Source organism: Pseudomonas sp. B6(2017) (genome assembly GCF_002112765.1).
GTDB lineage: Bacteria > Pseudomonadota > Gammaproteobacteria > Pseudomonadales > Pseudomonadaceae > Aquipseudomonas > Aquipseudomonas piscis.
Map to the genome: position 1 here is coordinate 184915 of NZ_NEIQ01000006.1, position 23984 is coordinate 208898.

The 23984-nt window shown below is 65.3% G+C and carries 25 protein-coding genes; 10 read left to right on the forward strand and 15 right to left on the reverse strand.

Annotated features, from left to right (window positions below; all coding sequences use genetic code 11):
• Positions 1-13 precede the first annotated feature (13 nt).
• Positions 14-961, reverse strand: coding sequence for a LysR substrate-binding domain-containing protein (locus CAG11_RS12070; RefSeq protein ID WP_085596504.1), 948 nt, complete (start codon positions 959-961; stop codon positions 14-16).
• Positions 962-1079: 118 nt separating this feature from the next.
• Between CAG11_RS12070 and CAG11_RS12075 the strand changes: the two genes are divergently transcribed.
• The gene (locus CAG11_RS12075) at positions 1080-1715 is read left to right on the forward strand and encodes a LysE family translocator (RefSeq protein ID WP_031321526.1); all 636 of its coding nucleotides are present in this window, start codon (positions 1080-1082) and stop codon (positions 1713-1715) included.
• Positions 1716-1719: 4 nt separating this feature from the next.
• Here CAG11_RS12075 and dmeF read toward each other — a convergent pair whose 3' ends face one another.
• Entirely contained in the window at positions 1720-2712 is a 993-nt protein-coding gene (gene dmeF / locus CAG11_RS12080; protein ID WP_085596505.1) for a CDF family Co(II)/Ni(II) efflux transporter DmeF, read from the reverse strand.
• Positions 2713-2721: 9 nt separating this feature from the next.
• Positions 2722-2997 carry a metal/formaldehyde-sensitive transcriptional repressor gene (locus tag CAG11_RS12085; RefSeq protein WP_085596506.1) on the reverse strand — a complete coding sequence of 92 codons (276 nt, stop codon included), beginning with the start codon at positions 2995-2997 and terminating at the stop codon, positions 2722-2724.
• A 213-nt stretch (positions 2998-3210) separates the two neighbouring features.
• Between CAG11_RS12085 and CAG11_RS12090 the strand changes: the two genes are divergently transcribed.
• Positions 3211-4233, forward strand: coding sequence for a sensor domain-containing diguanylate cyclase (locus CAG11_RS12090; protein ID WP_085596507.1), 1023 nt, complete (start codon positions 3211-3213; stop codon positions 4231-4233).
• A 9-nt stretch (positions 4234-4242) separates the two neighbouring features.
• Here the strand turns inward: CAG11_RS12090 and CAG11_RS12095 are convergent, their stop codons facing one another.
• The 4 genes from CAG11_RS12095 to CAG11_RS12110 all read right to left on the reverse strand — a co-directional run bounded on the left by CAG11_RS12095 (position 4243) and on the right by CAG11_RS12110 (position 5941).
• On the reverse strand, positions 4243-4653 hold the full coding sequence (locus CAG11_RS12095) for an NUDIX domain-containing protein (RefSeq protein ID WP_085596508.1): 411 nt from the start codon (positions 4651-4653) through the stop codon (positions 4243-4245).
• 16 nt (positions 4654-4669) lie between these two features.
• Positions 4670-5008, reverse strand: a complete 339-nt coding sequence (locus CAG11_RS12100) for an FKBP-type peptidyl-prolyl cis-trans isomerase (protein WP_022643858.1) — start codon at positions 5006-5008, stop codon at positions 4670-4672.
• Positions 5009-5084: 76 nt separating this feature from the next.
• Entirely contained in the window at positions 5085-5477 is a 393-nt protein-coding gene (locus tag CAG11_RS12105) for an Imm10 family immunity protein (protein WP_085596509.1), read from the reverse strand.
• A gap of 32 nt (positions 5478-5509) precedes the next feature.
• Positions 5510-5941 (reverse strand): DUF4265 domain-containing protein, encoded by a 432-nt coding sequence (locus tag CAG11_RS12110; protein ID WP_085596510.1) that lies wholly within the window; start codon positions 5939-5941, stop codon positions 5510-5512.
• Between the two features lie 124 nt (positions 5942-6065).
• On the opposite strand from CAG11_RS12110, the gene CAG11_RS12115 reads away from it, so the two are divergent.
• Together CAG11_RS12115 and CAG11_RS12120 are read left to right on the forward strand one after the other, a co-directional pair.
• A complete protein-coding gene (locus CAG11_RS12115; protein WP_085596511.1) occupies positions 6066-6665 on the forward strand; it encodes a LemA family protein in 600 nt (199 codons plus the stop codon).
• A gap of 27 nt (positions 6666-6692) precedes the next feature.
• Complete coding sequence (locus CAG11_RS12120) at positions 6693-7703, forward strand: M48 family metallopeptidase (RefSeq protein ID WP_085596512.1); 1011 nt, start codon at positions 6693-6695, stop codon at positions 7701-7703.
• A gap of 5 nt (positions 7704-7708) precedes the next feature.
• Here the strand turns inward: CAG11_RS12120 and CAG11_RS12125 are convergent, their stop codons facing one another.
• The 3 genes from CAG11_RS12125 to CAG11_RS12135 all read right to left on the reverse strand — a co-directional run bounded on the left by CAG11_RS12125 (position 7709) and on the right by CAG11_RS12135 (position 11771).
• The gene (locus CAG11_RS12125) at positions 7709-8962 is read right to left on the reverse strand and encodes an OprD family porin (RefSeq protein WP_085596662.1); all 1254 of its coding nucleotides are present in this window, start codon (positions 8960-8962) and stop codon (positions 7709-7711) included.
• Positions 8963-9053: 91 nt separating this feature from the next.
• Entirely contained in the window at positions 9054-10358 is a 1305-nt protein-coding gene (locus tag CAG11_RS12130) for a CitMHS family transporter (protein ID WP_085596513.1), read from the reverse strand.
• 330 nt (positions 10359-10688) lie between these two features.
• Positions 10689-11771 (reverse strand): 4-oxalomesaconate tautomerase, encoded by a 1083-nt coding sequence (locus tag CAG11_RS12135; protein ID WP_085596514.1) that lies wholly within the window; start codon positions 11769-11771, stop codon positions 10689-10691.
• Positions 11772-11939: 168 nt separating this feature from the next.
• Between CAG11_RS12135 and CAG11_RS12140 the strand changes: the two genes are divergently transcribed.
• From CAG11_RS12140 to CAG11_RS12155, 4 genes are all read left to right on the forward strand, one after another.
• Complete coding sequence (locus tag CAG11_RS12140) at positions 11940-12830, forward strand: LysR family transcriptional regulator (RefSeq protein WP_085596515.1); 891 nt, start codon at positions 11940-11942, stop codon at positions 12828-12830.
• 147 nt (positions 12831-12977) lie between these two features.
• Entirely contained in the window at positions 12978-14807 is a 1830-nt protein-coding gene (locus CAG11_RS12145; RefSeq protein WP_085596516.1) for a monovalent cation:proton antiporter-2 (CPA2) family protein, read from the forward strand.
• A gap of 74 nt (positions 14808-14881) precedes the next feature.
• Positions 14882-15976, forward strand: a complete 1095-nt coding sequence (locus tag CAG11_RS12150) for a DNA alkylation repair protein (protein WP_085596517.1) — start codon at positions 14882-14884, stop codon at positions 15974-15976.
• A 30-nt stretch (positions 15977-16006) separates the two neighbouring features.
• Entirely contained in the window at positions 16007-17032 is a 1026-nt protein-coding gene (locus tag CAG11_RS12155) for a DUF6602 domain-containing protein (RefSeq protein WP_085596518.1), read from the forward strand.
• Positions 17033-17078: 46 nt separating this feature from the next.
• On the opposite strand, the gene CAG11_RS12160 is transcribed toward CAG11_RS12155, so the two are convergent.
• A complete protein-coding gene (locus CAG11_RS12160; protein ID WP_085596519.1) occupies positions 17079-17453 on the reverse strand; it encodes a hypothetical protein in 375 nt (124 codons plus the stop codon).
• 29 nt (positions 17454-17482) lie between these two features.
• Positions 17483-18115, reverse strand: coding sequence for a TetR/AcrR family transcriptional regulator (locus CAG11_RS12165; RefSeq protein WP_085596520.1), 633 nt, complete (start codon positions 18113-18115; stop codon positions 17483-17485).
• A gap of 154 nt (positions 18116-18269) precedes the next feature.
• On the opposite strand from CAG11_RS12165, the gene CAG11_RS12170 reads away from it, so the two are divergent.
• Entirely contained in the window at positions 18270-19808 is a 1539-nt protein-coding gene (locus tag CAG11_RS12170; RefSeq protein WP_085596521.1) for an MFS transporter, read from the forward strand.
• Between the two features lie 106 nt (positions 19809-19914).
• Positions 19915-20931 carry an AraC family transcriptional regulator gene (locus CAG11_RS12175; RefSeq protein ID WP_143494546.1) on the forward strand — a complete coding sequence of 339 codons (1017 nt, stop codon included), beginning with the start codon at positions 19915-19917 and terminating at the stop codon, positions 20929-20931.
• Between the two features lie 192 nt (positions 20932-21123).
• Here CAG11_RS12175 and CAG11_RS12180 read toward each other — a convergent pair whose 3' ends face one another.
• From CAG11_RS12180 to CAG11_RS33610, 3 genes are read right to left on the reverse strand one after another with little or no spacing between them, the layout of a single operon-like run.
• A complete protein-coding gene (locus CAG11_RS12180; RefSeq protein WP_085596523.1) occupies positions 21124-21909 on the reverse strand; it encodes a MoaF C-terminal domain-containing protein in 786 nt (261 codons plus the stop codon).
• Complete coding sequence (locus CAG11_RS12185; RefSeq protein WP_158091417.1) at positions 21906-22880, reverse strand: SDR family NAD(P)-dependent oxidoreductase; 975 nt, start codon at positions 22878-22880, stop codon at positions 21906-21908. The genes CAG11_RS12180 and CAG11_RS12185 overlap by 4 nt, the downstream gene beginning before the upstream one ends.
• Before the next feature lie 16 nt (positions 22881-22896).
• Positions 22897-23979 (reverse strand): hypothetical protein, encoded by a 1083-nt coding sequence (locus CAG11_RS33610; protein WP_158091418.1) that lies wholly within the window; start codon positions 23977-23979, stop codon positions 22897-22899.
• Between the last annotated feature and the right edge of the window lie 5 nt (positions 23980-23984).

Sequence of the window (23984 nt, forward strand, 5' to 3'; positions counted from 1 at the left end):
CGGTAGCGGCGGCCTAGGCTGGCGGCGCACCGGGCACCAGATAGTCCAGGGCCAGGTCGTCGATCGGCACCACCCGCTCCAGCAGGTACTGGCGCAAGCAGGCAATCCGCTCCTGCTGGAGGCTGCCGCGCAACCACACCAGGTAGTAACCGTCTCCCGAGGCCACTGCCCGGGGGAACGGCAGCCCCACCCGACCACGCCGAATGTCCTCGGCCACCAGGTGCAGGTCGCCCACCGACAGCCCGTGCCCGGCCATGGCGGCGGAAATCGCCTGGTCCAGGGTGTCGAAGACCGTACCCCGGTCCAGCCGCAGCGCCTGTGCCAAGCCCTGCTCCGGCTGGGCCTGCAGCCAGCGGCGCCAGTCGCGGCGATCCGCCGAGGGGTGGATCAGCTCGGCCTGCGCCAGGCGCTCCAGGGTCCAGGCCGGCGCATCCGCAGGTTGCGGCGCACCGATGGGGATCAGCCACTCGTCGAACAGCTTGCAAGCCTCGACCCCGGCCCCGAAGTGGCCATTGCCCAGCAGGATCGCGCAGTCGTAGGGCTCGGCGTGCAAATCCGCATGATCGAAATCCATCCACACGCTGGCCAACTGCACCGGCAGCTCCGGGCAGTCGCCCTTGAATTGCTCCAGTACCCGCAGCAGCCAGCGCATGGTCAAGGTCGAAGGCGCTTTCAGGCGCAGCTGGCCGCTGTTGGCGCGCAGGGGCAGGCAGGCGTCCTCGATGATCCGAAAGCCGCTCTTGAGCTCCCGGGCCAGGCGCTGGCCGACGTCGGTCAGCACCAGCCGCGGCCCATGACGCTCGAACAGGCGGCAACCGAACTGGCTCTCCAGGGTACGGATATGCCGGCTGATGGCGCTCTGGGTCAGGGACAGCTCCTCCGCCGCACGGGTGAAGGAGCTGGAACGAGCGGCCACTTCGAACGCACGCAAGGCATAGAGCGGCGGCAGGGACTCGACCATCGGCGGGCACTCATCATGATAAAAAATCATAGTAGGTCATAGCTTTTTGCGTTTTTCAACGCCGGCAAAAGCCCCCAAGCTGCGCGCCTGTCAATTGCCGGGAGCCTGGTCCGTGGAGCTGAATCTGTCGTTGTTGCTGGTCTACATGCTGAGCGTGCTGATGCTGGTGGCGACCCCGGGACCGGTGGTGGCGCTGATCATCAATACCAGCATGAACGCCGGCCCGCGCCAGGCGCTGCTGACCGCCGTGGGCACCAACGCGGCCTCGCTGCTGCTGGCCCTGGTGGCGGTGCTGATGCTGACCACCGGCCTGTCCCTGGACCCGCGCCTGATCAGCTGGGTCAGCCTGCTGGGCTGCTGTTTCATCGGCTGGCTGGCGCTCCAGGGCCTGCGGGAAGCTGCCGCTGCGCCCGGCAGCGAACCTGAGGCCGCTAGCCCACGGCGCCGTGGCCAGGGCCTGGCGACCGGCTTCCTGGTGGGGATCGGCAACCCCAAGGACATCATCTTCTTCGTCTCGTTCTTTCCCCAGTTCATCCAGGTCGGGCGCTCCCTGCAGCACAGCGCCCTGCTGCTGACCCTGGTCTGGGCGCTGATCGACTTCGCCGTGCTGGGGGCCTACATCCTCGTCGCACGCCAAGGCTTCTCACTGAAGTACAAGCGCCTGGTCACCGGCTTGTCGAGCCTGGTACTGCTGGGCGTGGCACTGGTGGGGCTGGTCTATTCGGTGCTGGAGTTGCTGCGCCCGGCGGCCTGAGACGTCAGACGCTGCGCAGCTCCAGGGTCAGGTGCGCCAGCCCGGGCACCGGCGCCAGCCGCCCACGCAGGGCCTCGGCATTGAGGGACGCGCGGGCCACCACGCTGACGATCGCCGCCCGTGCCCCGGGGCCCACCTGCCACACATGCAGGTCGACGATATTGGCGTCTCCCGGCGCTTCCACCGAACGGCGGATCTGCTCGGCCACCTGCTCGTCGCTGGCATCGAGCAGCACCGCGGCGCTGGACTTGATCAAGGTGTAGGACCAGCGCGCGATCACCAGGGCGCCGACGATGCCCATCGCCGGATCGAGCCAGACCCACCCCAGGTAGCGCCCAGCCAGCAAGGCGACGATGGCCAGTACCGAGGTCAGGGCGTCGGCCAGGACGTGGACATAGGCCGAGTGCAGGTTGTTGTCACCATGGCCAGCGTGCTGCCGTTGATGTTCGTGATGTTCGTGATGTTCGTGATGTTCGTGATGTTCGTGATGTTCGTGATGTTCGTGATGATGCCCGTGGGCGTGGCCGTGATGTCCATGCCCGGCCCCCAGCAACCAGGCGCTGAGGATGTTCACCGCCAACCCCACCACTGCAATCAGCGTGGCTTCGGCAAAAGCCACGCTGGCCGGCTGGAACAAGCGCACCAGCGACTCACCGGCGATGCCCAGGGCTACCAGGCCAAGGATGATCGCCGAAGCGAAACCCGCCAGGTCACCGACCTTGCCGGTGCCGAAGCTGAAACGGCGATTGCCGGCATTGCGCCGGGCAAAGCCATAGGCCGCCGCCGCGATCCCCAGGGCCCCGGCATGGGTCGCCATATGCAGCCCGTCGGCCAGCAGCGCCATGGAACCGGTGAGATAACCGGCGAGGATTTCCCCCACCATCATCACCACCGTCAGCACCACCACCCACAAGGTGCGCCGGGCATTGGCATCGTGATCGGCACCGAGGAACTGGTGCTCATGGGCCAGGCTCGCGGCCTGTTGCGACAGGTTCATCATGGGCTCCTACTTGGAATAACGGCGAATGGCTTGCAGCAGTTCATCCACACCCTTGGCCCGCTCGGCATCGCTGAGCTCGGGGTGAGCCACATGTTCCAGGGCATGGGCCTGGATGATCTCGTCCAGCAAACCGTTCATTGCGCCGCGGCTGGCGGCCACCAGATGCAGGGTCGTGGAGCATTCGGCACCGTCCTGCAGGGCCCGCTCGATGGCCTGGACCTGCCCGAGAATGCGCCGGACGCGCTTGAGCAACTGCTCCTTGCGCTCATGAGTGTGCGACATACCTATACCCCCTATACCTATATGGCGAGCATGCTGCGCCCGGATCGGCCGTTGCGCAAGTCGCTATCGCCGCAAACCTTTGCGCTCCCGGGAGACCGCCGACCAGCGGCATGGCCCGGCAGAAAAAGCTGCTGTTCGTCACACTGCGTGGATTAACATAGCCAAGTGCCATCCCTTCTCCAGGATCCTCTCTTCCATGTTGCCCAGCATCCGATGATTGCCGTCTGGTCACTGCTCTGCCTGACCTCGCTGCTGGCCCTGCTGGTGCTCTGGCTGTTGCGCCGCGAGCGGTCGGCCCAGGCCCAGCTGCGGGCCTACCGGGAACTCAGCCAAGGCCGGCCCGACACCGTCGAACGCTTCGAGCGCAGCCAGTACTTCGCACGGATCGGCACCTGGGACTGGGAGGTCGATACCCAGCACCTGTACTGGTCGGAAGCCATCTACGGCATGTTCGGTTTCAAGGTCGGCGAAGTGGTGCCCTCCTACGAACTGTTCTGCTCTTGCGTGCACCCAGAGGACCGCGAGCGGGTGCGCGCCGGCGAGCTCCATTGCCTGCGCACCGGCGACAACCACGATGAGCAATACCGGGTGATCTGGCCCGACGGCAGCATCCACTGGCTGCGCGAGACCGGCAACGTGGTGCGTAACGGGCACAACGCCACGGTGAAGATGATGGGGGTGGTACGCGATATCACCGACGAGAAGGTTTCCACTCGCCAGTTGCAGCGCCTGGCGCACTTCGATCCACTGACCGGCCTGCCCAACCGCCTGATGCTCGAACAGCGCCTGTCGCGAGCCCTGGAACAGGCGCGCCTGGACCAGACCCGGGTGGCCCTGGTGTTCGTCGACCTCAATGGCTTCAAGGCGATCAACGACCAGTACGGCCACGCCATCGGCGACCGCGTACTGAGCGTCACCGCCCAGCGCCTGCAGGGCGTGCTACGCAGCAGCGATACCGTGGCCCGGATCGGCGGCGACGAATTCGTGGTGATTCTCGAAGGCTTGTCGCCGGCGCTGGACCTGGCCGAGGAAGCCGGGCGCATTGGCGAGAAGATCTTCAGCCAACTGGCGCCGCCGGTGGAGGTCGACGACCGCCGGCACAGCGTGGGCAGCAGCCTGGGGGTCGCGGTGTTTCCGGACCACGGGGCACGCATGGACCAACTGCTGCACGTCGCCGACCTGGCGATGTACGAGGCCAAGCGCAGCGGCAACAACCAGTACCGCCTGGGCCAGTGAAGCCGCGGCTCAGCGCCGCAGCAGGCGTTCACCCAGATAGGCCAGGGCTCGCTGGAACAGCGGATGCCATTGCTCCGATGGCGCCTCGGCCAGGGGATGCCAGAAGAAGCTGAACTCATGGCCGCCGTCATCGCCACAACGGTGGCTCCAGGATTCGGCCAGCGCCTGGATCACCCGGCATTCATGGAAGGCCCAGACCTGGCCGGGGAATCCGGAATGCCAGATGCCCAGCGGGCGCACCGCGATGCCCTGGACCCCAGCCTCCTCCGCCAGCTCGCGGACCGCCGCCGCGGCCGCCGCCTCACCCGCCTCGATGCTGCCCTTGACCAGTTGCAGGCCAGCCAATGGGTGCCGAAAAGCCAGGATTTCCAGGCCTGCGCCCTGGCGCAACACCACGGGGCAGGCCTTGTTCGCCTGCATGTTCACGCTCCCTGGCTCAGTCGTCGCGGGTCAGCACTTCCAGCAGTTCGATCTCGAACACCAGGTTGGCGTTGGCCGGGATCGAGCCCACGGCACGCTCGCCATACCCCAGGTGCGCCGGCACCAGCAGCTTGCGCTTGCCGCCCACCTGCATGCCCATCAGGCCCTGGTCCCAGCCCTTGATCACCCGCCCGGTGCCGATCACGCACTGGAACGGCTTGCCGCGATCATAGGAAGAATCGAAGCTGCTGCCGTCCTCCAGGAATCCGCGGTACTGGGTGGTGATCAGGGCGCCCTTGACCACGGCCTTGCCGTCGCCCAGCTGGATATCGATCACCTGCAACTCATCGCTCATGCGTGTTCATCCTTCAACCATCGCCCCGATGCGGGGCTGCGGGCGGCTTTTTCGCAGAATTGCCCGGGCTTGGCAATCACTGGGCTTGTCGCCGGATAACGGTGGCGGTCTCGTTGAAGATGCCAGCCAGTGCCGCGTCGAGTTCATCCGGCACCAGCAACCCGGTGTCCCAGCGTATTTCCAGGCTCGGCAGGGAACGACACCAGGCCACCGCCTGGGAGAAGTGCAGGGTCAGTTGGCCCGGCGCCAGCAGCAGCTGCTCGATACCGCCGTAACCGGATACACCCTGGCCCCCAAGCTCCACATGGTAGGTAGCCATGCCCAGTGCCTCGTCCTGCTCGTCGAATTCCTCGGCACGCTGCAACAGCAGGTAATGCGTGGGCTGCGCAGGGTCGTCGGCCAGGCCGAGGATATGCACCTCGTCTTCGGTATAGGCGCTATAGGTGTTGGCGTGAAATTCCAGGTTCATCCTTTGCTTTCCTTGTGCATTCAGTCTGGCCGTCACTGACGCAGCAATCCGTGTTCATAGTCCAGCCAGCCCTGCTCGCCGAGTTCCTGCAAATAATCCAGTACCTGGTCCAGGGATACCTCGGCCGGCACGTTGAGTGCGTAGAACCAGCGATGCAGCCCTTCCCAGCTGCAACCCAGCACCACCAAGTGCTGCAGGACCTGTTGCGCCTCGTCGTGGCCCGGTTCGTGGAACACCAGGCGCAGGGTGCTGTTGGTGCTTGCGCGGATCACCCGCTCGAACCATTTCAGGCCGTCATCCGCCACCCGTACCTGTACCTCGTCGCCCCAGCACAGCTCGCGGGAATAGAAGGGAATGTTGTCGATCCGGTAGTGCCCGCAAGACTGGAGCCGGGCCCAGACGCCTTCGCTGGAAACCGGCGGGTAGTCGTCGACCACCGTCAGCCGGAGCATGATCTTGTCCATCGCCAGTCCCTGGTTGTGCGAAATGGGAGCGCTTTTTCGCAGAATTGCCCGGACCTGGCAACCATCGGCCGCAAGTATTCCGTTACCATGGCCGCCCCCACGCCCCACCTCGATAAGGACATCCATGGCCACCGCCGATATCGTCACCCTGGCGCTGCTCGCCCTGCTGGCGCTGTACCTGTTCAGCCTCTACAACCGCCTGACGATCCGCCGCACCCGCCTGCGCAACGCCTTTGCCCAGATCGAAGTGCAGCTCAAGCGCCGCTATGACCTGATTCCCAACCTGCTGGAAACCGTCAAGGGCTACCTGCAGCACGAACACACCACCCTCACCGCCCTGGCCCAGGCCCGCAACACCGCCCGGGACAGCCTGCAGGCAGCGGCGGCCGAGCCTGGCGACCGCGAGAAGATCCTGCGCCTGGGCCAGGACCAGGGCGCCCTGGACCAGGCCCTGGGCCACCTGCACCTGAACCTGGAGGCCTATCCGCAACTCCAGGGCTCGCAGAACATGGCGCAGTTGAGCGAGGAGCTCACCAGCACCGAGAACAAAGTGGCGTTCGCCCGCCAGGCCTTCAACGATGCGGTGACCGACTACAACCTGTGCAAGCAGCAAGTGCCGGCGCTGTTCTTCGCCCGCTTGCTGGGTCATCGCAGCGACGCCACCCTGTTGCAATTCAGCGACAGCGCGCTGATTCAAGACGCCACCCGGATCGCCTTCCAGTAAAGCGGCCCCTACCCTGCGGATGTTTGCATGAAATTCTTTCAACACCAGGCCCAGGCCCGGCGTCGCACCCTCAAGCTGCTGTCGTTGATGGCCCTGGCGGTGGCCAGCCTGACCGCCCTCAGCAGCCTTGGCCTTGGCTGGCTGTGGCGCGAGCTGAACCAGGAATCCGGGCAGCCCAAGGTACTGAACTGGCCCCTGGTCGCAGTGGTGGCCGCCCTTATCGTCCTGGTGGTGCTGCTGGGCAGTTGGTACAAGACCTGGCGCCTGCGCGCCGGCGGCAAGGTTATCGCCGAGCACCTGGGCGGACGCCTGATCAACGGCGCGGCGCGCAACAGCGATGAACAGCGGCTGCTGAACATCGTCGAGGAAATGGCCCTGGCTTCGGGCACCACGATGCCTGCGGTGTATGTACTGCCCGAAGAGGCGATCAACGCCTTCGCCGCCGGTCTCGACCCGCAGCAAGCGGTGCTGGGGGTGACCCGGGGCGCCCTCTCCCGGCTTGAGCGCGATGAGCTGCAAGGCATGGTCGCCCACGAATTCAGCCACATCCACAACGGCGACATGCGCCTCAACACCCGGCTGCTGGCGGTGATCCACGGGCTGCTGCTGTTCAGCCTGGCGGGCGTGCTGGTGCTGCGCCAGGCCGAACGCGAGCACCTGGCCAGCGACCGCCACCGCTTCATCTGGCAGATCGTCTTCGCCGTGCTCGGCCTGGCCCTGCTGATCCTGGGCTCGCTCGGCACCCTGCTGGGCAACCTGATCAAGGCCGCCATCGGCCGCCAGCGCGAATTCCTCGCCGACGCCTCGGCCGTGCAGTTCACCCGCAATCCCCAGGGCCTGAGCGGGGCGCTGAAGAAAATCGGCTGCTGCACCGCCGGCTCGCGCCTGAAGGCCTTCAACGCCGCGCAATACAGCCACATGTATTTCCACCAGGGCGTGCAGTCGCGCCTGAACCGGCTGTTCGCCACCCACCCGCCGCTGGCCGAGCGCATACGGCGCCTGGATCCACAGTGGGATGGGCGCTTCAAGCCGCTGTAAATGCGCTACCACAGGGCAATGTCGTAAGTGATGTAGAGGCGGTTGCTGTCGCGCCCACGTGAGTAGTCGGAGCGATACACGTAATTGCGCAGCTTCACCCCCAGTCCTTTGAACGAGCCCTGCTGGAGCACATAGGCCAGTTCGCTGTCGCGCTCCCACTCATCGACGCGGGTGCCGGACTTGCCGTCATTGCCGCTCAGGTAGCGGGAGCTGAAGGTCAGGCCGGGAACACCCAGGCTGGCGAAGTTGTAGCCATAGCCGAGCATCCAGGTCCTCTCGCCTTCCTCGATGAACTTGCCGATCCCGGCATTACTGAAGGAGTAGACCGTGGCGCCGTTGATATACGGCAAGCCGGCATCGCCACTGAGGCGCTGGTAGCCGCCGCCAAGGGAATGCCCGGCGATCGCGTAGGTCAGCTGGCCGCTGAACAGGCGGTTGGCGATCTTGCCGTCGAACGCCGCGCCTGAATCGGCGCTGCGAAAGTAGCGCAGGTCGCTGGTCAAGGTCCCCTGCCCCAGCGCCAGCTCATGTTGCAGGCCGACAAAGTCCTGCCGATAGAAGTTCTCGAGTTCGCCATGGAAATAGTTCAGGCGCAGGGTCTTGCTCCATTGGTATTCGGCCCCGCCATAGCGGAAGTCCCCGGACTGGCCGCCGCTGTAGCCGTCGGGCACCAGCCCCACGCTGTCGGTGGAGTCGCGCAGTTTGAAGCGCTGCAGATAGCCGCCGGTCAGGCTCAGGCCGTCGATATCGGTGCTGGTGAGCTGGGTGCCGTGGTAGGTCTGCGGCAACAGCCGGGCATCGTTGTAGACCAGCAACGGGGTCTTGGGCAGCAGGGTGCCGTACTTGAGCGTGGTCTTGGCCAGCCGCACCTTGGCCGTGGCGCCGGCACTGGCGAATTCGCCTGCGGCGCGCCCATCGTCGTGCACCGGCAGCAGCCCCGTGCCACTGCGGCCCTTGCCGGAATCGAGGCGCACGCCCCACAGCCCCAGGGCATCGATCCCGAACCCCAGGGTGCCGGGGGTGAATCCGGACTGATAATCGAACAGCAACCCATGGGCCCATTCGGTGCGCTCGCTCTTGGCCGTGCGCGCAGCCTTGGCGCTGAGGCCGTGTTCGTCGCGGAAGTTTTCGTTGAAATAGACGTTGCGCAATTGCAGCTTGAGGCTGCTGTCGTCGATCAAACCCGCGGCCTGGACCAGGCTCAGGAGCAACAGGCTCAGGCCGGGAACAAGCATTACGCGGATCAGCAAATGGCTCATGTCGTACTTCTCGTCGTTGTTATTCAAGGCGCAGGTCGCCAGACGCCCCGCCAGCAGGCGCGCCAGACAACGAAAGTGGGCTTTGAACGAGTCAGGCGAACAAGGTCAGGGCGCCGGTCAACAAGGCCAGGGCCATGATCACCAGCGAAGTCAGCACCGCCCACTTCACCGTGGCTTTCTGGAAGTCGCCGATGTCGCGATCCACCATGCCCACCAGCAGCAAGGTCGAGGCCACCAGCGGACTCATCAGGTGCACCGGCTGGCCGAGGATCGAGGCGCGGGCGATTTCCAGGGGAGAAATGCCATAAGCCGCCGCCGCGTTGGCCAGGATCGGCACCACGCCGAAGTAGTAGGCATCGTTGGACAGGACAAAGGTCAGCGGCATGCTGGTAACCGCTACCACCAGCGGAAACAGATGACCCCAAGACGGCGGGATCCAGTCCACCAATGCCTGGGCCAGGGCATCGACCATTCGGGTACCGGAAAAGATCCCGGCGAAGATCCCGGCGGCAAATACCAGCAAGACCACGGTCATTGCATTGCCTGAGTGGGCAAGAATGCGTTCTTTTTGAATATCCAGCCGAGGGTAATTGATCATCAACGCCAGGACGAAACCGAGCAGGAACAACACCGCGGAGTGCATCAGGCCCGACACCAGCGCCGCCATGACGGCCACAACCAGCAGCAGATTGACGTAGGCCAGCTTCGGCCGCTTGTACGGCGTGTCTTCGAGAATCGCCTCGATGTAGCAGTTACCACCCCCACTTTGCAGATGGACGTTGCCGATGCGCTTGCGCTCGGCCCGTCCCAGCAGGTAGGCAGTGAAGACTACCCAGGCCGCGCCACCGATCATGGTCGGCAGCAACGGCACGAAATACTCGCCGGCATCCAGGCCCAGCGCCGCGATGGCACGTGTCGCAGGACCTCCCCAGGGAGTCATGCCGCTCATGATGCTCAACGACAGCATGGAAATGGTGGCGAGGATCATCGGGTTCATGCCGATGCGCTTGTACAACGGCAGCATCGCCGCGCAGGTGATCATGTAGGTGGTAGTACCATCGCCATCCAGGGCCACCACCAGCGACAGCAAGGCGGTGCCCATGGCGATCTTGGTCGGATCGCCGTTGACCTGCTTGAGAATCCTGCGAATCAATGGGTCGAACAATCCGGAATCGATCATCAGGCCGAAAAACAGAATGGCGAACAGCAGCAGCGCTGCCGACGGAGCGACCATTTTCAGACCGTCGAGCATCATCTTGCCGGTACTGTCCGCAAACCCGCCGAGCAGCGCAAAGACAACCGGTACCACCGTCAGGGCGACGATGGGCGACAGGCGTTTGGTCATGATCAGGAAGGTGAAAACCACCACCATGGCGAGGCCGAGTAACGCGAGCATAAGTCGATTCTCTTGTTTTTATGGTGAGCATGGCCGGCATGCAGGCGCACGGCCGCCGTGGCGCCGGGCAACCATTCGGGGACCCGGCACAAACTCTTGAACAGATGCATTGGGGGACAGCGCAACCGTGGTGCTGATCAGACCGAACTGGGGCGCCAGTAAGGTTTTCCGGTTTTCATCGGGATGGGAATTCGCCGTCCGGCATGCGCGGCACGGCCTGACGACCGGCCCGCAGCAAACGGATCCTCAGGTGGAGCGATTCGACATGGTTCATGGCATCACCTGTTCTTGGAATTGTTCTGGTGCGAAGCGCACCAGCGACAGCCTTGGCTAGCCGTCCAACGATTGTGAAGCCGGTACATAGACATAACCGGAGAACAATCGCCGGGCGGTACGAACCACCGAGGCACGAAGGATTCCCTGGGGAGCTTCGGGGTAGGACAACAGCACATCGATACCTCCGCTGGGGTGCTCGATACGGACCTTTTGCAAGGGCGGCTCACTGACTCCGCCCAAGATCTCGGCCACGACACTACCAGCCGTGACACAAGCGGTAGCCAGGCCGATGGCGCCGGTGATAGCCAGGGCCCGATGGCAGTTGTGGGGCATGAAATAGCGCACCGCCAGGGTGCCCCCGGCCTGGGCCCGGGACACCAGCACCGGCTTGGGAATCACCTTGTCACTCACATCCCCCAGGCCCATGGCTACCCCGGCATGCAGGCGCAGGCTTTCCAGGCGCTGCAAGAATTGCGGGTCGGCATCCAGTTGCGCCGGACTTTCATCACCGCGCTTGCCCAACTGGGCGGCTGGCACCAGTACCATCGGCATTGCCATGTCGATACATGTCACAGTCAGCCCGTCGATCAGGTCCTGGGGCTGGCCGGTGGGAAACAACTGGCCAGTCTTGCTGCCGGCAGCATCGAGAAATGTCAGGGCCACTGGTGCCGCACGGCCCGGCACGCCGTCGATGGCGGTATCGCCTTCATAACTGACCTGGCCATCGGGCGTCTGCACCTGGGCAATAACGAGAATGCCGGTGTTGAGATTGCGAATCCGCACCTGAGTCACAGCGCCCATGGCCCTGACCAGTCCTTGCTCTATCGCGAAGGGTCCAACGGCGCACAGCATGTTGCCGCAGTTGGGCGCGGTATCTACCCGCCGCTGAGACACCATGACCTGGACGAACAGGTAATCGACATCGGCCTCCGGGTGCAACGATGGGCTGACGATCGCCACCTTGCTGGTCTGTGGGCTGCCACCGCCGATACCATCGATTTCCAACTCGTGACCGGACCCCATCAGGTCGAGCAATAGTTCATCACGTTCAGCAATGGCCAGGGGCAGATCCCTGGCCAGGAAAACCGGCCCTTTGGAAGTGCCACCGCGCATCAATACACAAGGAATTTTCTGCATGAATACTGACTCTTGTTGATCAATCAAGGAAATTAATGTCCTTGAAGCAAGAGTGTCAGGATTCAAATAGTGTTTCCAATGCAAATATCAGAGCTATTATTGCGATCAACGCATCAATTAAATAATGTGCATCACTACATTCCCTAGCCCCTATCTTGAGAGAACCTCATGGAATATGAGCTCCAGGACATAAGATCCTTCGTGAAAATCGCCGAACTTGGAAGTTTTCATGAGGCGGCCGATGCCTTGCACCTGTCACAGCCAGCCCTGAGCCGACGCATGAAAAAACTCGAAGAAGGCCTGGGCACCGCTCTCCTCGACCGCACCACCCGTAAAGTCAGCCTGACCAGCGTTGGCCGTGACTTCTTGCCCAAAGCCAGGCGCTTGCTGGATGACTTCGACGACTCGATCCTCAACATTCGCGAATTGGCGCAGCGACAAATCGGCCAGGTGACCCTGGCCTGCATCCCCACGGCAGCCTTCTACTTCCTGCCGTCGGTCATCCGCCTGTATAACCAGCGCTATCCGAAAATCCGTATCCGCCTGCTCGATCTCAGCGCCAACGATGGCCTGGAATCGGTGTTGCGAGGCGAGGTGGACTTCGGCATCAACATGATGAGCGGCCAGCATCCCGACATCGAGTTCGTGCCCCTGGTCAACGAACCCTTCGTGCTAGCTTGCCGGCGCGACCATGAGCTGGCCGGACGCAGCTCGGTAAGGTGGGCCGAACTCAGCGATCATCGCCTGATCGGAGTCGGGCGCATGAGCGGTAATCGCATGTTGCTGGATCATGCTTTGTCCGGATTGAGCTGGCGTCCGCAGTGGTTCTATGAGGTGCAGCATCTGTCCACCTCCCTGGGACTGGTGGAAGCCGGCCTGGGGATTTCGGCAATGCCAAGCCTGGCCATGCCGGCCGCCGACCACCCCACGCTGGTGAGCATTCCCCTGACCGATCCCGTGGTCAATCGTACCTTGGGGCTGGTTTACCGACGTGGCGCGTCGCTATCGCCGGCAGCGGAAAAATTCGTCTCGATCCTGCGCGAACAATGGCCTCACTGACCCAGGAGCAAGCGCTATCCATGCCACACGGCACTTGGGCAGACGTGCCTTGACGGCAGCACCGCCAGTCTCAGAACATCCACGCCGTTTTTGTTCAAGCGCTGCCAGGCGACATCCCAGCGCCCCGTTCTACCAGGAGTCCCCCCGATGCCCCATGAAGGCAACCTGCTACAAGCCGCCGTCGTGTTTCTCTGCGCCGCGGTCGTCACCGTGCCCCTGGCCAAGCGCCTGCAACTGGGGGCCGTGCTCGGCTACCTGCTGGCCGGGGTGCTGATCGGCCCGTCGGTGCTGGGCCTGATCGGCAATCCCCAGAGCGTCAGCCACATCTCCGAGCTGGGGGTGGTGCTGTTGCTGTTCATCATCGGCCTGGAGCTGTCGCCGCGACGCCTGTGGGTGATGCGCAAGGCGGTTTTCGGGGTCGGCCTGGCCCAAGTGCTGCTGACCGGGATCGTGATCGGCAGCGTGGCGCTGTTCCTCTTCGGCCAGACGCTCAACAGCGCGGTGGTGCTGGGCCTGGGCCTGGCACTGTCGTCCACCGCCTTCGGCCTGCAGAGCCTGGCCGAACGCAAGGAACTGACCAGCCCCCACGGGCGCCTGGCGTTCGCCATCCTGCTGTTCCAGGACATCGCCGCGATCCCGCTGATCGCCATGGTGCCGGTGCTGGCCGGTGTCGATCACCACACCAGCAGCGCCGAGGACCTGCGCCACGGCTTGCAGGTACTGGGCAGCATCGCCGTGGTGGTGGTCGGTGGCCGCTACCTGCTGCGCCCGGTGTTTCGCATCGTGGCCAAGACCCGCTTGCCGGAGGTCTCCACCGCCACCGCATTGCTGGTGGTGATCGGTACCGCCTGGCTGATGGACCTGGTGGGCGTATCCATGGCCCTGGGCGCCTTCCTCGCCGGCCTGCTGCTGGCCGACTCGGAATACCGGCATGAGCTGGAAGCCCAGATCGAACCCTTCAAGGGCCTGCTGCTGGGCCTGTTCTTCATCAGCGTCGGCATGGGCGCCAACCTCAGCCTGCTGCTCAGCGCGCCCTTGGCCGTGCTGGGCCTGACCCTGCTGCTGATCGGCCTGAAGCTGCCGTTGCTGTTCGTGGTCGGGCGCCTGGCCGGTGGCCTGGACCGCGAGCATGCGATCCGCCTCGGGGTGGTGCTGGCGGCGGGCGGTGAGTTCGCCTTCGTGGTGTTCAAGATCGGCCGCGACCAGGGCCTGTTCGACGCGCGCCTGCACGACCTGCTGGTGCTGACCATCACCCTGTCCATGGCCCTGACCCCACTGTTGTTGCTGGCCTGTTCGCGCCTGCTCAAGCCCAAGCCGAAACCCGTGGAGATGCCCGCCGAATACCGCCGGATCGACTCCGACCAACCGCGGGTGGTGATCGCCGGCATGGGTCGTATGGGCCAGATCGTGGCGCGTATCCTGCGGGCGCAGAAGGTGCCGTTCGTGGCCCTGGACACCTCGGTGGAAACCATCGAGCTGATCCGCAGCTTCGGCGGCGGCATCCCGGTGTTCTATGGCGACCCGTTGCGGCCGGAAATCCTCAGCGCAGCCAAGGTCGGCCAGGCGGAGTTCTTCGTCATCGCCACCGACGACCCGGACACCAACATCAAGACCGCCGAGCAGGTGCGCAAGCTCTATCCGCACCTGAAGGTCATCGCCCGCGCACGTAACCGCCAGCACGTGCACCGCCTGGTGGACCTGGGCGCCCAGGCCGTGCGGGAAACCTACTACTCGAGCCTGGAGATGAGCCGCCGGACCCTGATCGGCCTCGGGCTCAGCCAGGTCCAGGCCGACTCGCGGATCCAGCGCTTCACCCAGCACGACCAGCAATTGCTGGCCGCCCAGCATGAGGTGTACGACGACGAGGCCAAGGTCATGCAGACCGCCCAGGAAGCCCGTGCCGAACTGGCCCGCCTGTTCGAGGCCGACGAAGAGGACGAACGCCTGGAAGAGAACCTGCTACCGCCGATGCGCTGAAGCACTCTCCTGACAGATTCTGTCAGCCGCCCAGTCTAGATTGGGCGGCCTCCCTCCCCTGACAGGAAACCTCGATGAGCGACGCTGCCCCTGCCCTCAAGGAAATCTTCAACCAGCAACGCCTGGTGCATATCGCCGACGCCATGCGCGAGGTGTATCCGGCGTTCGACCACCCGGGCTTTCTCAAGCGCGCCAGCCAGGGCCTGGCCGAGCTCTCGGTGATGCAGCGCCTGGCGCGGGTCAGCGACAGCCTGCACCAGGTGCTGCCCGGGCCCTACGAACACAGCCTGGAACTGCTGTATGCCCTGGCGCCACGGCTCGACAGCCGCTTCGTCTGCATGTTCCTGCCGCACTTCGTGGCCAGCCATGGCACCCATGACTTCGCCCGTTCCATGGCGGCGCTGAAGTTCTTCACCGGTTTCGGCTCCTCGGAGTTCGCCGTGCGCCCGTTCCTGGTCAACCAGCAGGCGGCGACCCTGGAGCATATGTACGACTGGTCGCGCGATCCGGACGAACACGTGCGCCGCCTGGCCAGCGAAGGCAGCCGCCCGCGCCTGCCCTGGTCGTTCCGCCTGGAACGCCTGCAGGCCGAACCTGGGCTGGCGGCGCCGATCCTCGAGCGACTGCGCAACGACCCCAGCCTGTATGTGCGCAAGTCGGTGGCCAACCACCTCAACGACATCACCAAGGACCACCCGCAGTGGGTGCTGCAACGCCTGCAAGACTGGCCGCTGGAGCAACCGCACACGGCCTGGATCGTCCGCCATGGCCTGCGCAGCCTGATCAAGCAGGGCGAGCGCCAGGCCCTGGCATTGATCGGCGCCGGGGCCCGGGCCGAGGTCCAGGTAAAGCACTTCACCGTCACGCCTGCGGCCTTGCGCCTGGGCGAGCGCCTGGAGCTGGCGCTGGAGCTGGTCTCCAGCAGCTCGCAGCCCCAGCGCCTGGTGGTGGACTACGCCATCGACTACATCAAGGCCTCGGGCGCCACCAGTACCAAGGTGTTCAAGCTCAAGACCTTCACCCTGCCCGGCCAGGGGCGCCAGGCACTGGCCCGCCAGCAGCAGATCCGTGAATTCACCACCCGCCGGCACTACCCCGGGCGCCACCTGGTGCACCTGTTGGTCAACGGCGAACGGCTGGCCAGCGCGCACTTCGACCTGCTGCCCTGAGCCCCTCTCAATCCACACAAGGAAGACCTCGTGGCAATCATCAACAGGTGGGCCAAGTCCATCGCCAAGGTGCTGGAAAGCAGCTTTGCGGTGAGCAGCAGCATCGCCGACCACAAGACCATCCTGGGCGACGCCCGGGAGAGTTTCATCAGGGATGTGCTGCAACGCTTCCTGCCGCGCAATATCAGCATCGGCTCGGGGCAGATCGTCGATGCCGAGGGCGGGATCTCCAAGCAGATCGACCTGATCATCTACCGCAACGACTTTCCCATCCTGCGCACCTTCGGCTCGGCCGACGTGTACCTGATCGAAGGCGTGGTGGCCACGGTGGAGGTCAAGTCGCAGCTCAACGAAACGCAGTTGTTCCAGGCCCTGGAGAACGGCAAGTCGGTACGCAACCTCAAGGTGTCGATCACCCGGGAATCCATGGACCACTACAGCCAGTTCATGTACCGCAAACCCTTCGCCGAACTGCCCCCGGCGCAATCCTTCTCGGTCCGCGACCAGTTGCTGCCGCCAACCTACATCTATGGCTACAACGGCTATACCGCCGGCAGCCTGGACAAGCTGCGCCAGAGCCTCAACGCCTGGCACCGCGAGCCCCTGGCCCAGGGCGAGCAGGACGTGATCCTGATGCCGGAGGTGATCGCCACCCAGGGCTGCGTGACCCTGAAGAACCTCAACAACATCCTGGGCCTGCCCCGGGTTGCCGGCGAAGAGCTGGAAGCCTGCCGCCAGGCCTTCAACCGGGTGCTTGGATTCAACCTGGACAAACGCAAGTTCCTGGGCTACTTCCGCGAGCGTGACGACCAGGGCTTCGACTACGGGATCGGCCTGAAAACCTGCGAGTCGCCCCTGCAGTACCTGATCTCCAGCCTGCTGCAGACCCTCACCTCCCGGATCGGTCATCCGCAGTTGGGCAGCACCGCGATCCAGTACGACCTGAGCCGCTATCACTTGAGCGAAGAGATGGAAGGTGGCTGGTCGGGCGCCGCGGTGAACCTTACGCGCATCAGCGACCCACGGCTGGACTTCGCCCGGGCCAACGGCTTCTGAAACCTGCGCTGCGGCCACGTGCAACTCGGCCGCAGCACGCCGGGCTTCAGTCCTTGGCGGTCGTGGCCGGCAACGCTATCAGGTGGTCGTCGCAGCCAAAGCCCACCACGTGCTCGCTGCCCCAAGACACCTCCACCACCGCAATGCACGGGTCATAAGACTCGCCCACCAGGCTGCCATCGGCCTTGAACACCCGCAGGTAGCCACCGGTGGAGTAGCGCGAGCTGTCGCCATCGCCGGGCATGGTCATGGTCGCAATCCTGGCGCGCCAGCTGAACAGCCGGTACTTCTGGTAGTAGAAGGCCCGGTCGTCACTGTAGTAGCGATCCTGGTAGGGCGTGCCGTAGTAGAACCAGCCATAACCCTTGTACGCCAGGAACACGGCCAGTACCGCGCCGAGCAGGCGTTTGCTGTGTTTCATCGAGGTCTTTCCTTGTACCGAGGAGAACTTCAGGGCTGGGTCACGCCGAGCATCCGCAGGCAGGCCTGGACGATGGCCTCGGCCAGGGCCTGGCCATCTTCCTGGCGGGCGGCGATCACGTCATCGGTGGCGCCGTGCACCCCGGCATAGATCAGCGAGGAGATCACCGTCGGCTGTTCCAGGGGCCAGCGACCGGCCTGCCGCCCTCCTTCGAGGATGCCCTGCAACTGCCGCAGGATCGCATTGCGCTCCGGGTTGCCGCGCTCATGGTGGTGATGGTTGGGGTAGACGATGTCGTGCAGGCGGTAGGTGGCCAGGTAGGCCTGGACGCTGGCGCGGATCCAGCTACTGACCTTCGCCACCCAGTCATCCTCGGCGCAGGCCGCCACCGCCTGTTCCAGGCACTCGAGGAAGTCCCGGGTATAGCGTTCGCCCAGGGCCGCCAGCATGTCGTTCTTGGATTGGAAGTAGTGATAGAAGGTGCCCTTGGCCACCCCGGCGCGCTCGACGATCTGGCTGATGGTGGTGGCCTCCACTCCCTGCTCCAGGAACAGGCTGCGGGCGGCGCCCATCAATTCTTCCAGGCGCACTTCGGCGGGTTTGGTTCGCGGCTGCGGCAGGTCGCTGGCAGGTTCCTGGGCCTTGTGGCGTTTCACGATCATGAACGATTCCGGGCGGTGGCGAGGGCCGCCAGTCTAGGGCAATTGCCGGGCAAAAGAGAGTTGAGAATATTTATCATTTTCCATTGACCGACGGTCAGTCGAAATACTAACCTGAGTGCCTCGCCCCTCTCCAGCCCTCCATGGGAGATGTTTGATGGAACGCTATCGTCGCCCGGCCCTGGTGGCCGCCGCCTACCTCGGAACCTTCCTCGCCTCGCTGGACATCAGCATCGTCAACGTCGCCCTGCCGACCCTGCAACAGGCCCTGGCCACCGACCTGGCCGGCCTGCAATGGGTGGTCAACGCCTATGCCATCTGCCTCTCGGCCTTCATGCTCTCGGCCGGCCCCCTGGGCGACCGCTTCGGCCACAAGCGCTGCTGGCTGGCCGGGGTGTTGTTGTTCACCCTGGGTTCAGCGCTCTGTGCCCTGGCCCAGGAGCTCGGGTTGCTGCTGGCCGGGCGTGCGGTCCAGGGGCTGGCCGGGGCACTGCTGATTCCCGGGGCGATGCCGATCCTCAGCCACGCCTTCCCCGACCTGCGCCAGCGGGCCCATGTCATCGGCGGCTGGTCGGCGTTCAGTGCCCTGGCGCTGATCCTCGGCCCCTTGGTGGGCGGCCTGCTGCTGGAGTCCGTCGGCTGGCAGAGCATCTTCCTGATCAACCTGCCCATCGGCCTCCTCGCCCTGGCCCTCGGGTGCTGGGGAATCAGCGAGCGCAAGCACCCGCAGCACGCTGCCCTCGACCCGCTGGGCCAGGCCCTGAGCGTGTTGTGGCTGGCGGCCCTGACCTATGGCCTGATCCTCGCCGGCGAAGAAGGCTTCGCCAGCCAAGGCCCCCTGCTGACCTTGCTGGTGGCCGCCGCGGGGCTGCTGGCCTTCACCCTGGTGGAGCGGCGGGTGCAACGGCCGCTGCTACCCCTGGACCTGTTCCGCCAGCGCCCGTTCGCCGTGGCCAACCTGGCCTCGTTCATCCTCGGTTTTTCCAGCTACAGCAGCTTGTTCTTCTTCTCGATCTTCCTGCAGCAGATCCAGGGCTGGTCCGCTGCCGAGACCGGCCTGCGCATGCTGCCGCAATTCACCGTCACCGGCCTGGTAGCCATCGGCTTCGGGCGCATCAACCAGCATGTGCCCCTGTCCTGGCTGATGGTGGCCGGCTACGGCCTGGTTGGCCTGGCCATGACCGCCATGACCCTGTTCGACGCCCACACCCCCTACTGGCTGGTGGGCTCGTTGCTGGGGCTGCTGGGCCTGGGCATGGGCCTGGCATTGCCGGGCACCGGCCTGACGGTGATGGCCTGCGCCCCGCCGGAACGCGCCGGGATCGCCTCGGCCAGCATGAATGCCCTGCGCCAGACCGGCATGAGCATCGGCATCGCCCTGCTCGGCAGCCTGATGGGCGCCCGGGCCATCCAGGTGCTAGGCGAATCGGCTCGGGCCAGCGGCATGGCCAACGCCGGCGAACTGGCCCGCCAAGCGGTGACCGAACACCAGTTGCCACTAAACAACCCGCTGTTCGGCGAGCTGTACCGCACGGCCATGACCAGCGGTTTGCACCTGGCCATGCTGCTGGCGGGTGCCTCCGGCCTGCTGGCCATGGGCTTGCTGCTGGCTATTCGCCGACAGCCCCGCGCGAAACACGCGGAGCAGCCCGCAGGGCATGGCAACGCCCTGCCCCAAGGGGGCGAGAACAGGTGAACGATGCCCATTGTCCGGGGCTTTTCTCCTCGTCTAGTATGGTTGATGGACCGCGCGTGCCACCTGGGAACGTGCCTTGCAGAACAATAAGAAAAACGCCATCGCCATGCCTGCATCCCGCCCCGTCGGCGCCTATGTGCGCCGCCTGAAGCTCAGCCCCTTGCTCGAGTACCTGCAAGAGCGGCAGCTGCGCCTGCCATCGCCCTGCCAGGCCCGGTGGCAAGGGCTCAAACCCGCGGACCATATTCCCCTGGATCAATACCTGGGCTTCTTCGAAGAAGCGGCCCGGACCCTGGACGACCCGCTGCTGGGCGCGCGCATCGGCCTCGCCAGCCGCTCACCGGTACTCTCGCCGCTGCGCGAGCTGTTCCTCAACGAAGCGACCCTGCACGGCGCACTGTTGGAGCTCAATCTCAGCACCACGGCCCTGCAGGGCGGCACCCGCACCCAACTGCGCATCGACGGCGAGCAGGTACAGATCAGCTACCAGTTACCCGCCTACCCGGCCAGGGCCTGCCGCCAGGATGTGGAGTTCAGCCTGGGCATGCTGATCCATGTCTTGCAGTTGCGCCTGGGACAGGACTGGCGGGCCCAGCGGATCGACCTCTGCCATGCACTGACGGCCAAGGACCGCGAGGCCCTGGGCGGGCTGCTGGATTGCCCGGTGCGGGATGCCGCGCCCAGCAACGGCATCGTCTTCGCCAGCCATTGGCTGGATCACAGGTGCCCCGGCCAGGGCTGCGATGCCGACGTCCTGCTGTTCTTTCGCGAGCACATCCAGGGCCTGTGCGCCGAACAACACAGCGGCAGCTTCCATGAGCGGGTGCGGCGCCTGCTGGAAGGGCAATTGGGCGAACAGCCGCTGTCCCTGGAGCGCATCGCGCGTCAGCTGTGCCTGTCGCCACGCAGCGTGCAGCGCAAGTTGGCCCTGGAACAGGTGGTGTTCTCCGAGCTGCTGGAGCAAGTGCGGCACAGCCTCGCCCTAGAACGCATGCGCCATCCCGGCACGCGGATCGACGAACTCGCCGACAGCCTGGGATACGCCGACAGCGCGGCGTTCTCCAAGGCTTTCAAACGCTGGACCGGGGTGCCGCCGCTGCGCTACCGGCGGCAGTTCCTGTAGGGTCTGTTGCCGTTTCGGCGCAAACCGCGTTGCCGCGCAACCCGAAGGGACGGGCCGGTTTTAGCGCGGCGCGTCGTTACTCGACGGCTCATTTGGACGGCCAAACTTCGCGTCTCGTGCCTAGCCCCGCGCTAAAACTGGCTCCGGCGCGGTCGCGGCGAAATGGCAACAGACCCTAGTATGCCCGGCCCTTCAGAGCGGCGAGATGCCTTCGGGATACGCTGTCTCGCTCAGCAGCCGTACCTGCGCGCCGATGGGCACGTTGAACCAGGCCCCATCCACTTCGCCCAGGGCCATGCCGGTATTGCGCCAGGCCCTGGTGTCGAGGACGAAGACGATCGCCACATCCACCGCCTTCTCGCGAAAGCTCACCAGGTACAGCTGGTCGCGCAGCTTGAAGTAGCTGGCCTCGTCGCAATCACAGTCACCATGGCGCACGCCGCCATGGATCTGGTAGGCGTACCAGCGACTGTTGAGATAGACATGCTCCACCGCGGTGTCCTGGCTGTAGAGGTTGAGCACGCGCTTGCCGATCAGCTCATCGCTGCGCTCGGGCGGTGCACCGGCCGGCCGGCCATCCAATCCGGCGTGATGCAGCGCCTGGCCGACGTTGGAGGCCAACCCGCGAGCCTTGCGCTCGGTATCCAGCCAGGAATGCACCAGCAAGGCCCGGGATCGCTGCTCGTCGATGATCACCACCAGGCTCTGGCGCTGCGCCGACGGCAATGGCAGGTCGATGAAAAACAGCCCGGCACAGGCCTGCACCACGTCGGCTTGCGCCGTCCCCGACGCCAGCACCAGCGGCAGTCCCTGCCAACGAACCTCGCCCTGCTTATCGAACGCCAGCTCGCCCCGCTGCTCGGCGAACTCCAAGACAAAGCGCCGCCCGCGCAGCGCCGGGCTGTCGGGCAGGCGGTTGAGGCACAACTGCGCGGCAAAGTCATCGAATCCGGGAAGCGCCTGTTCCAGCGGGTTCATGGCCGCACCTCCCGCTGCTCGCCAGCCAGGGCCTGCTGGATCAGCCGCTCGCTGAGCGTCCACAGTTGCCGGGCCTGGGCGACATCACGCACCCGGGGCATGACGCCCAGGTGATCCAGGGGATCGGCGTTGCTCAAGGCCACCTGGCAATCCTCCAGGTAGTAACCGCCACAGCCCTCCAATTGCGGATGCAGCAGGGCCCAGAGAATGCTCGCCGCACCCTCCTCGGTGCTCTTGCGCCGGGTCAACTGGCGCAGCCCGGGCTGGCGTTCGAGCAAGGGCACGAAGTCGGCGTCGGTCAGGTGATTGTGCAGGTTGGTCCCGGCCACCACTCCGGGGGCCACCGCCAGGGCGCGGATGCCCTCCTCGGCCAGGTGCTGGTCCAGGCCCACGGCGAACAGCACGTTGGCCGACTTCGACTGGCCATAGGCCGTCCAGCGGTCGTAGGCCCGGTGCTCGAAGTTGGGATCGGCGAAATCGATGCCCGCCAGGCGATGGGCGCCCGAGGTCAGCAGCACCACCCGGGCAGCGGCCGCCTGGCGCAGTAACGGCAACAGCCGGGTGATCAACCGATGGTGGGCGATATGGTTGATGCCGAACTGGCGCTCCAGGCCATCGTCGGTACGAGCGAAATCGGTGGCCATGATCCCCGCACTGGCGATGACGCCGTCCAGGTGCGGCAACTGCTCCAGCAGCCTTGAGGCCAGCCGCTCGACGTCGCGCAATGACTCCAGGCGCACCGCCTCGAAGTGCAGCGACTGGCTGCCGGTGGCGGCCCGCAGCTCGGCCAGGGCGGCGTTGCCGCGTTCGGCGCTGCTGCCCAGCACCAGTACCCGGGCGCCACGGGCAGCGAGGCAGCGGGCGCATTCCTTGCCCAGCCCCGAAGTGCCGCCGGTCACCAGGTAGATCTTGCCGGAGAGGTCCAAGTCCCGGACCAGGTCCCAGGCTCGTGTATGGGTATCGAACGACATGTTGCTACTCCTTCCTTCATTGAATGAACAGGCTGGCGTCCAGCTCCAGGGCCGCACCGGGTGCCTCCAGGGCCTTGACCCAGAGCAGCGCCACGGACAGCTGCAACGTCGCCACGGGCCCCAGCTCACGCTGCAATTGATGGCTGAACGCTTCCAGCAAGGGCTGGCTCGCCGCGGGGCCGGCCTCGATGCCGGGACACTTGAGCAACACCTGCAAGGCCGCCGGCTGGCCACCGGTGTCGAGGCGCCTGGCCAGGGCCCCCGCCGCCTGCTCCACGCTCGCCAGCGACAAGCTGCCGGCCTCGCCGCACGCCAGGCTGAACCAGGTTGGCCGCGGGGCTTGCGGGCGCAAGGCCAGGCCATCGATCTCGATCTTGAAATCCTCCAGGACCATGCCGTGGCCACGTAGCACGCACAGTTGCAGCGCCTCGGCCACCCTGGCATCGGCCCGCTGGCGCACAGCCTGCGTTACCAACTGTCGGGCGTGCTGCGGGTCCTGGTCGGCGCGCAGGTACAGGGTCAGGCGGGCCAGGTCGGAGCAGTCGGCGTCCAGGGCCCGGAGGCTGTCCTGGATCTTGTCCAGGATCACCTCCACCTGCTCCGCCAGGCCGGGACGGACCTGCAGGTTATCGGCGCTGAAGCCACGCTCCGGGGCCAGCAGTTCCAGGGCCTCGAAACCGGTGAGGAACACCTGGCCGCGATACTCCAGGGCCCGCGCCACATCCATCGGCAGGTCGTCGAACAGGGCCCGCCGTGCCGGCGTGGCATGCCTGGCGAATACCGCCTCGAGCGCCACCAGCGCCCCTTCCCGGGACAGGTGCGGCACCCGGAAAAGGGTGCCGACGCTGGGCTCCCGGACCAACCGGGGGGCCAGGGCATGGCACTGGCGATGGAATGCCTGGATCGCCGCCAGCGGGTCCACGGCGCCATTGCGAATGGCGATGCTGTGCTTGAGCATCGCGCCCAGGCTCAGCCCTCGTTCGGCCAGGGCTGCAGCCATGGTTTCGAGCAAGGCGGCAAGTTGCTGTTCCAGGTCACCGTCCACTGCCGCCTGTTGCCAGTTGCAGAAGATCAGGTCCTGGGTTTGCACAAGGTTCATCGGGA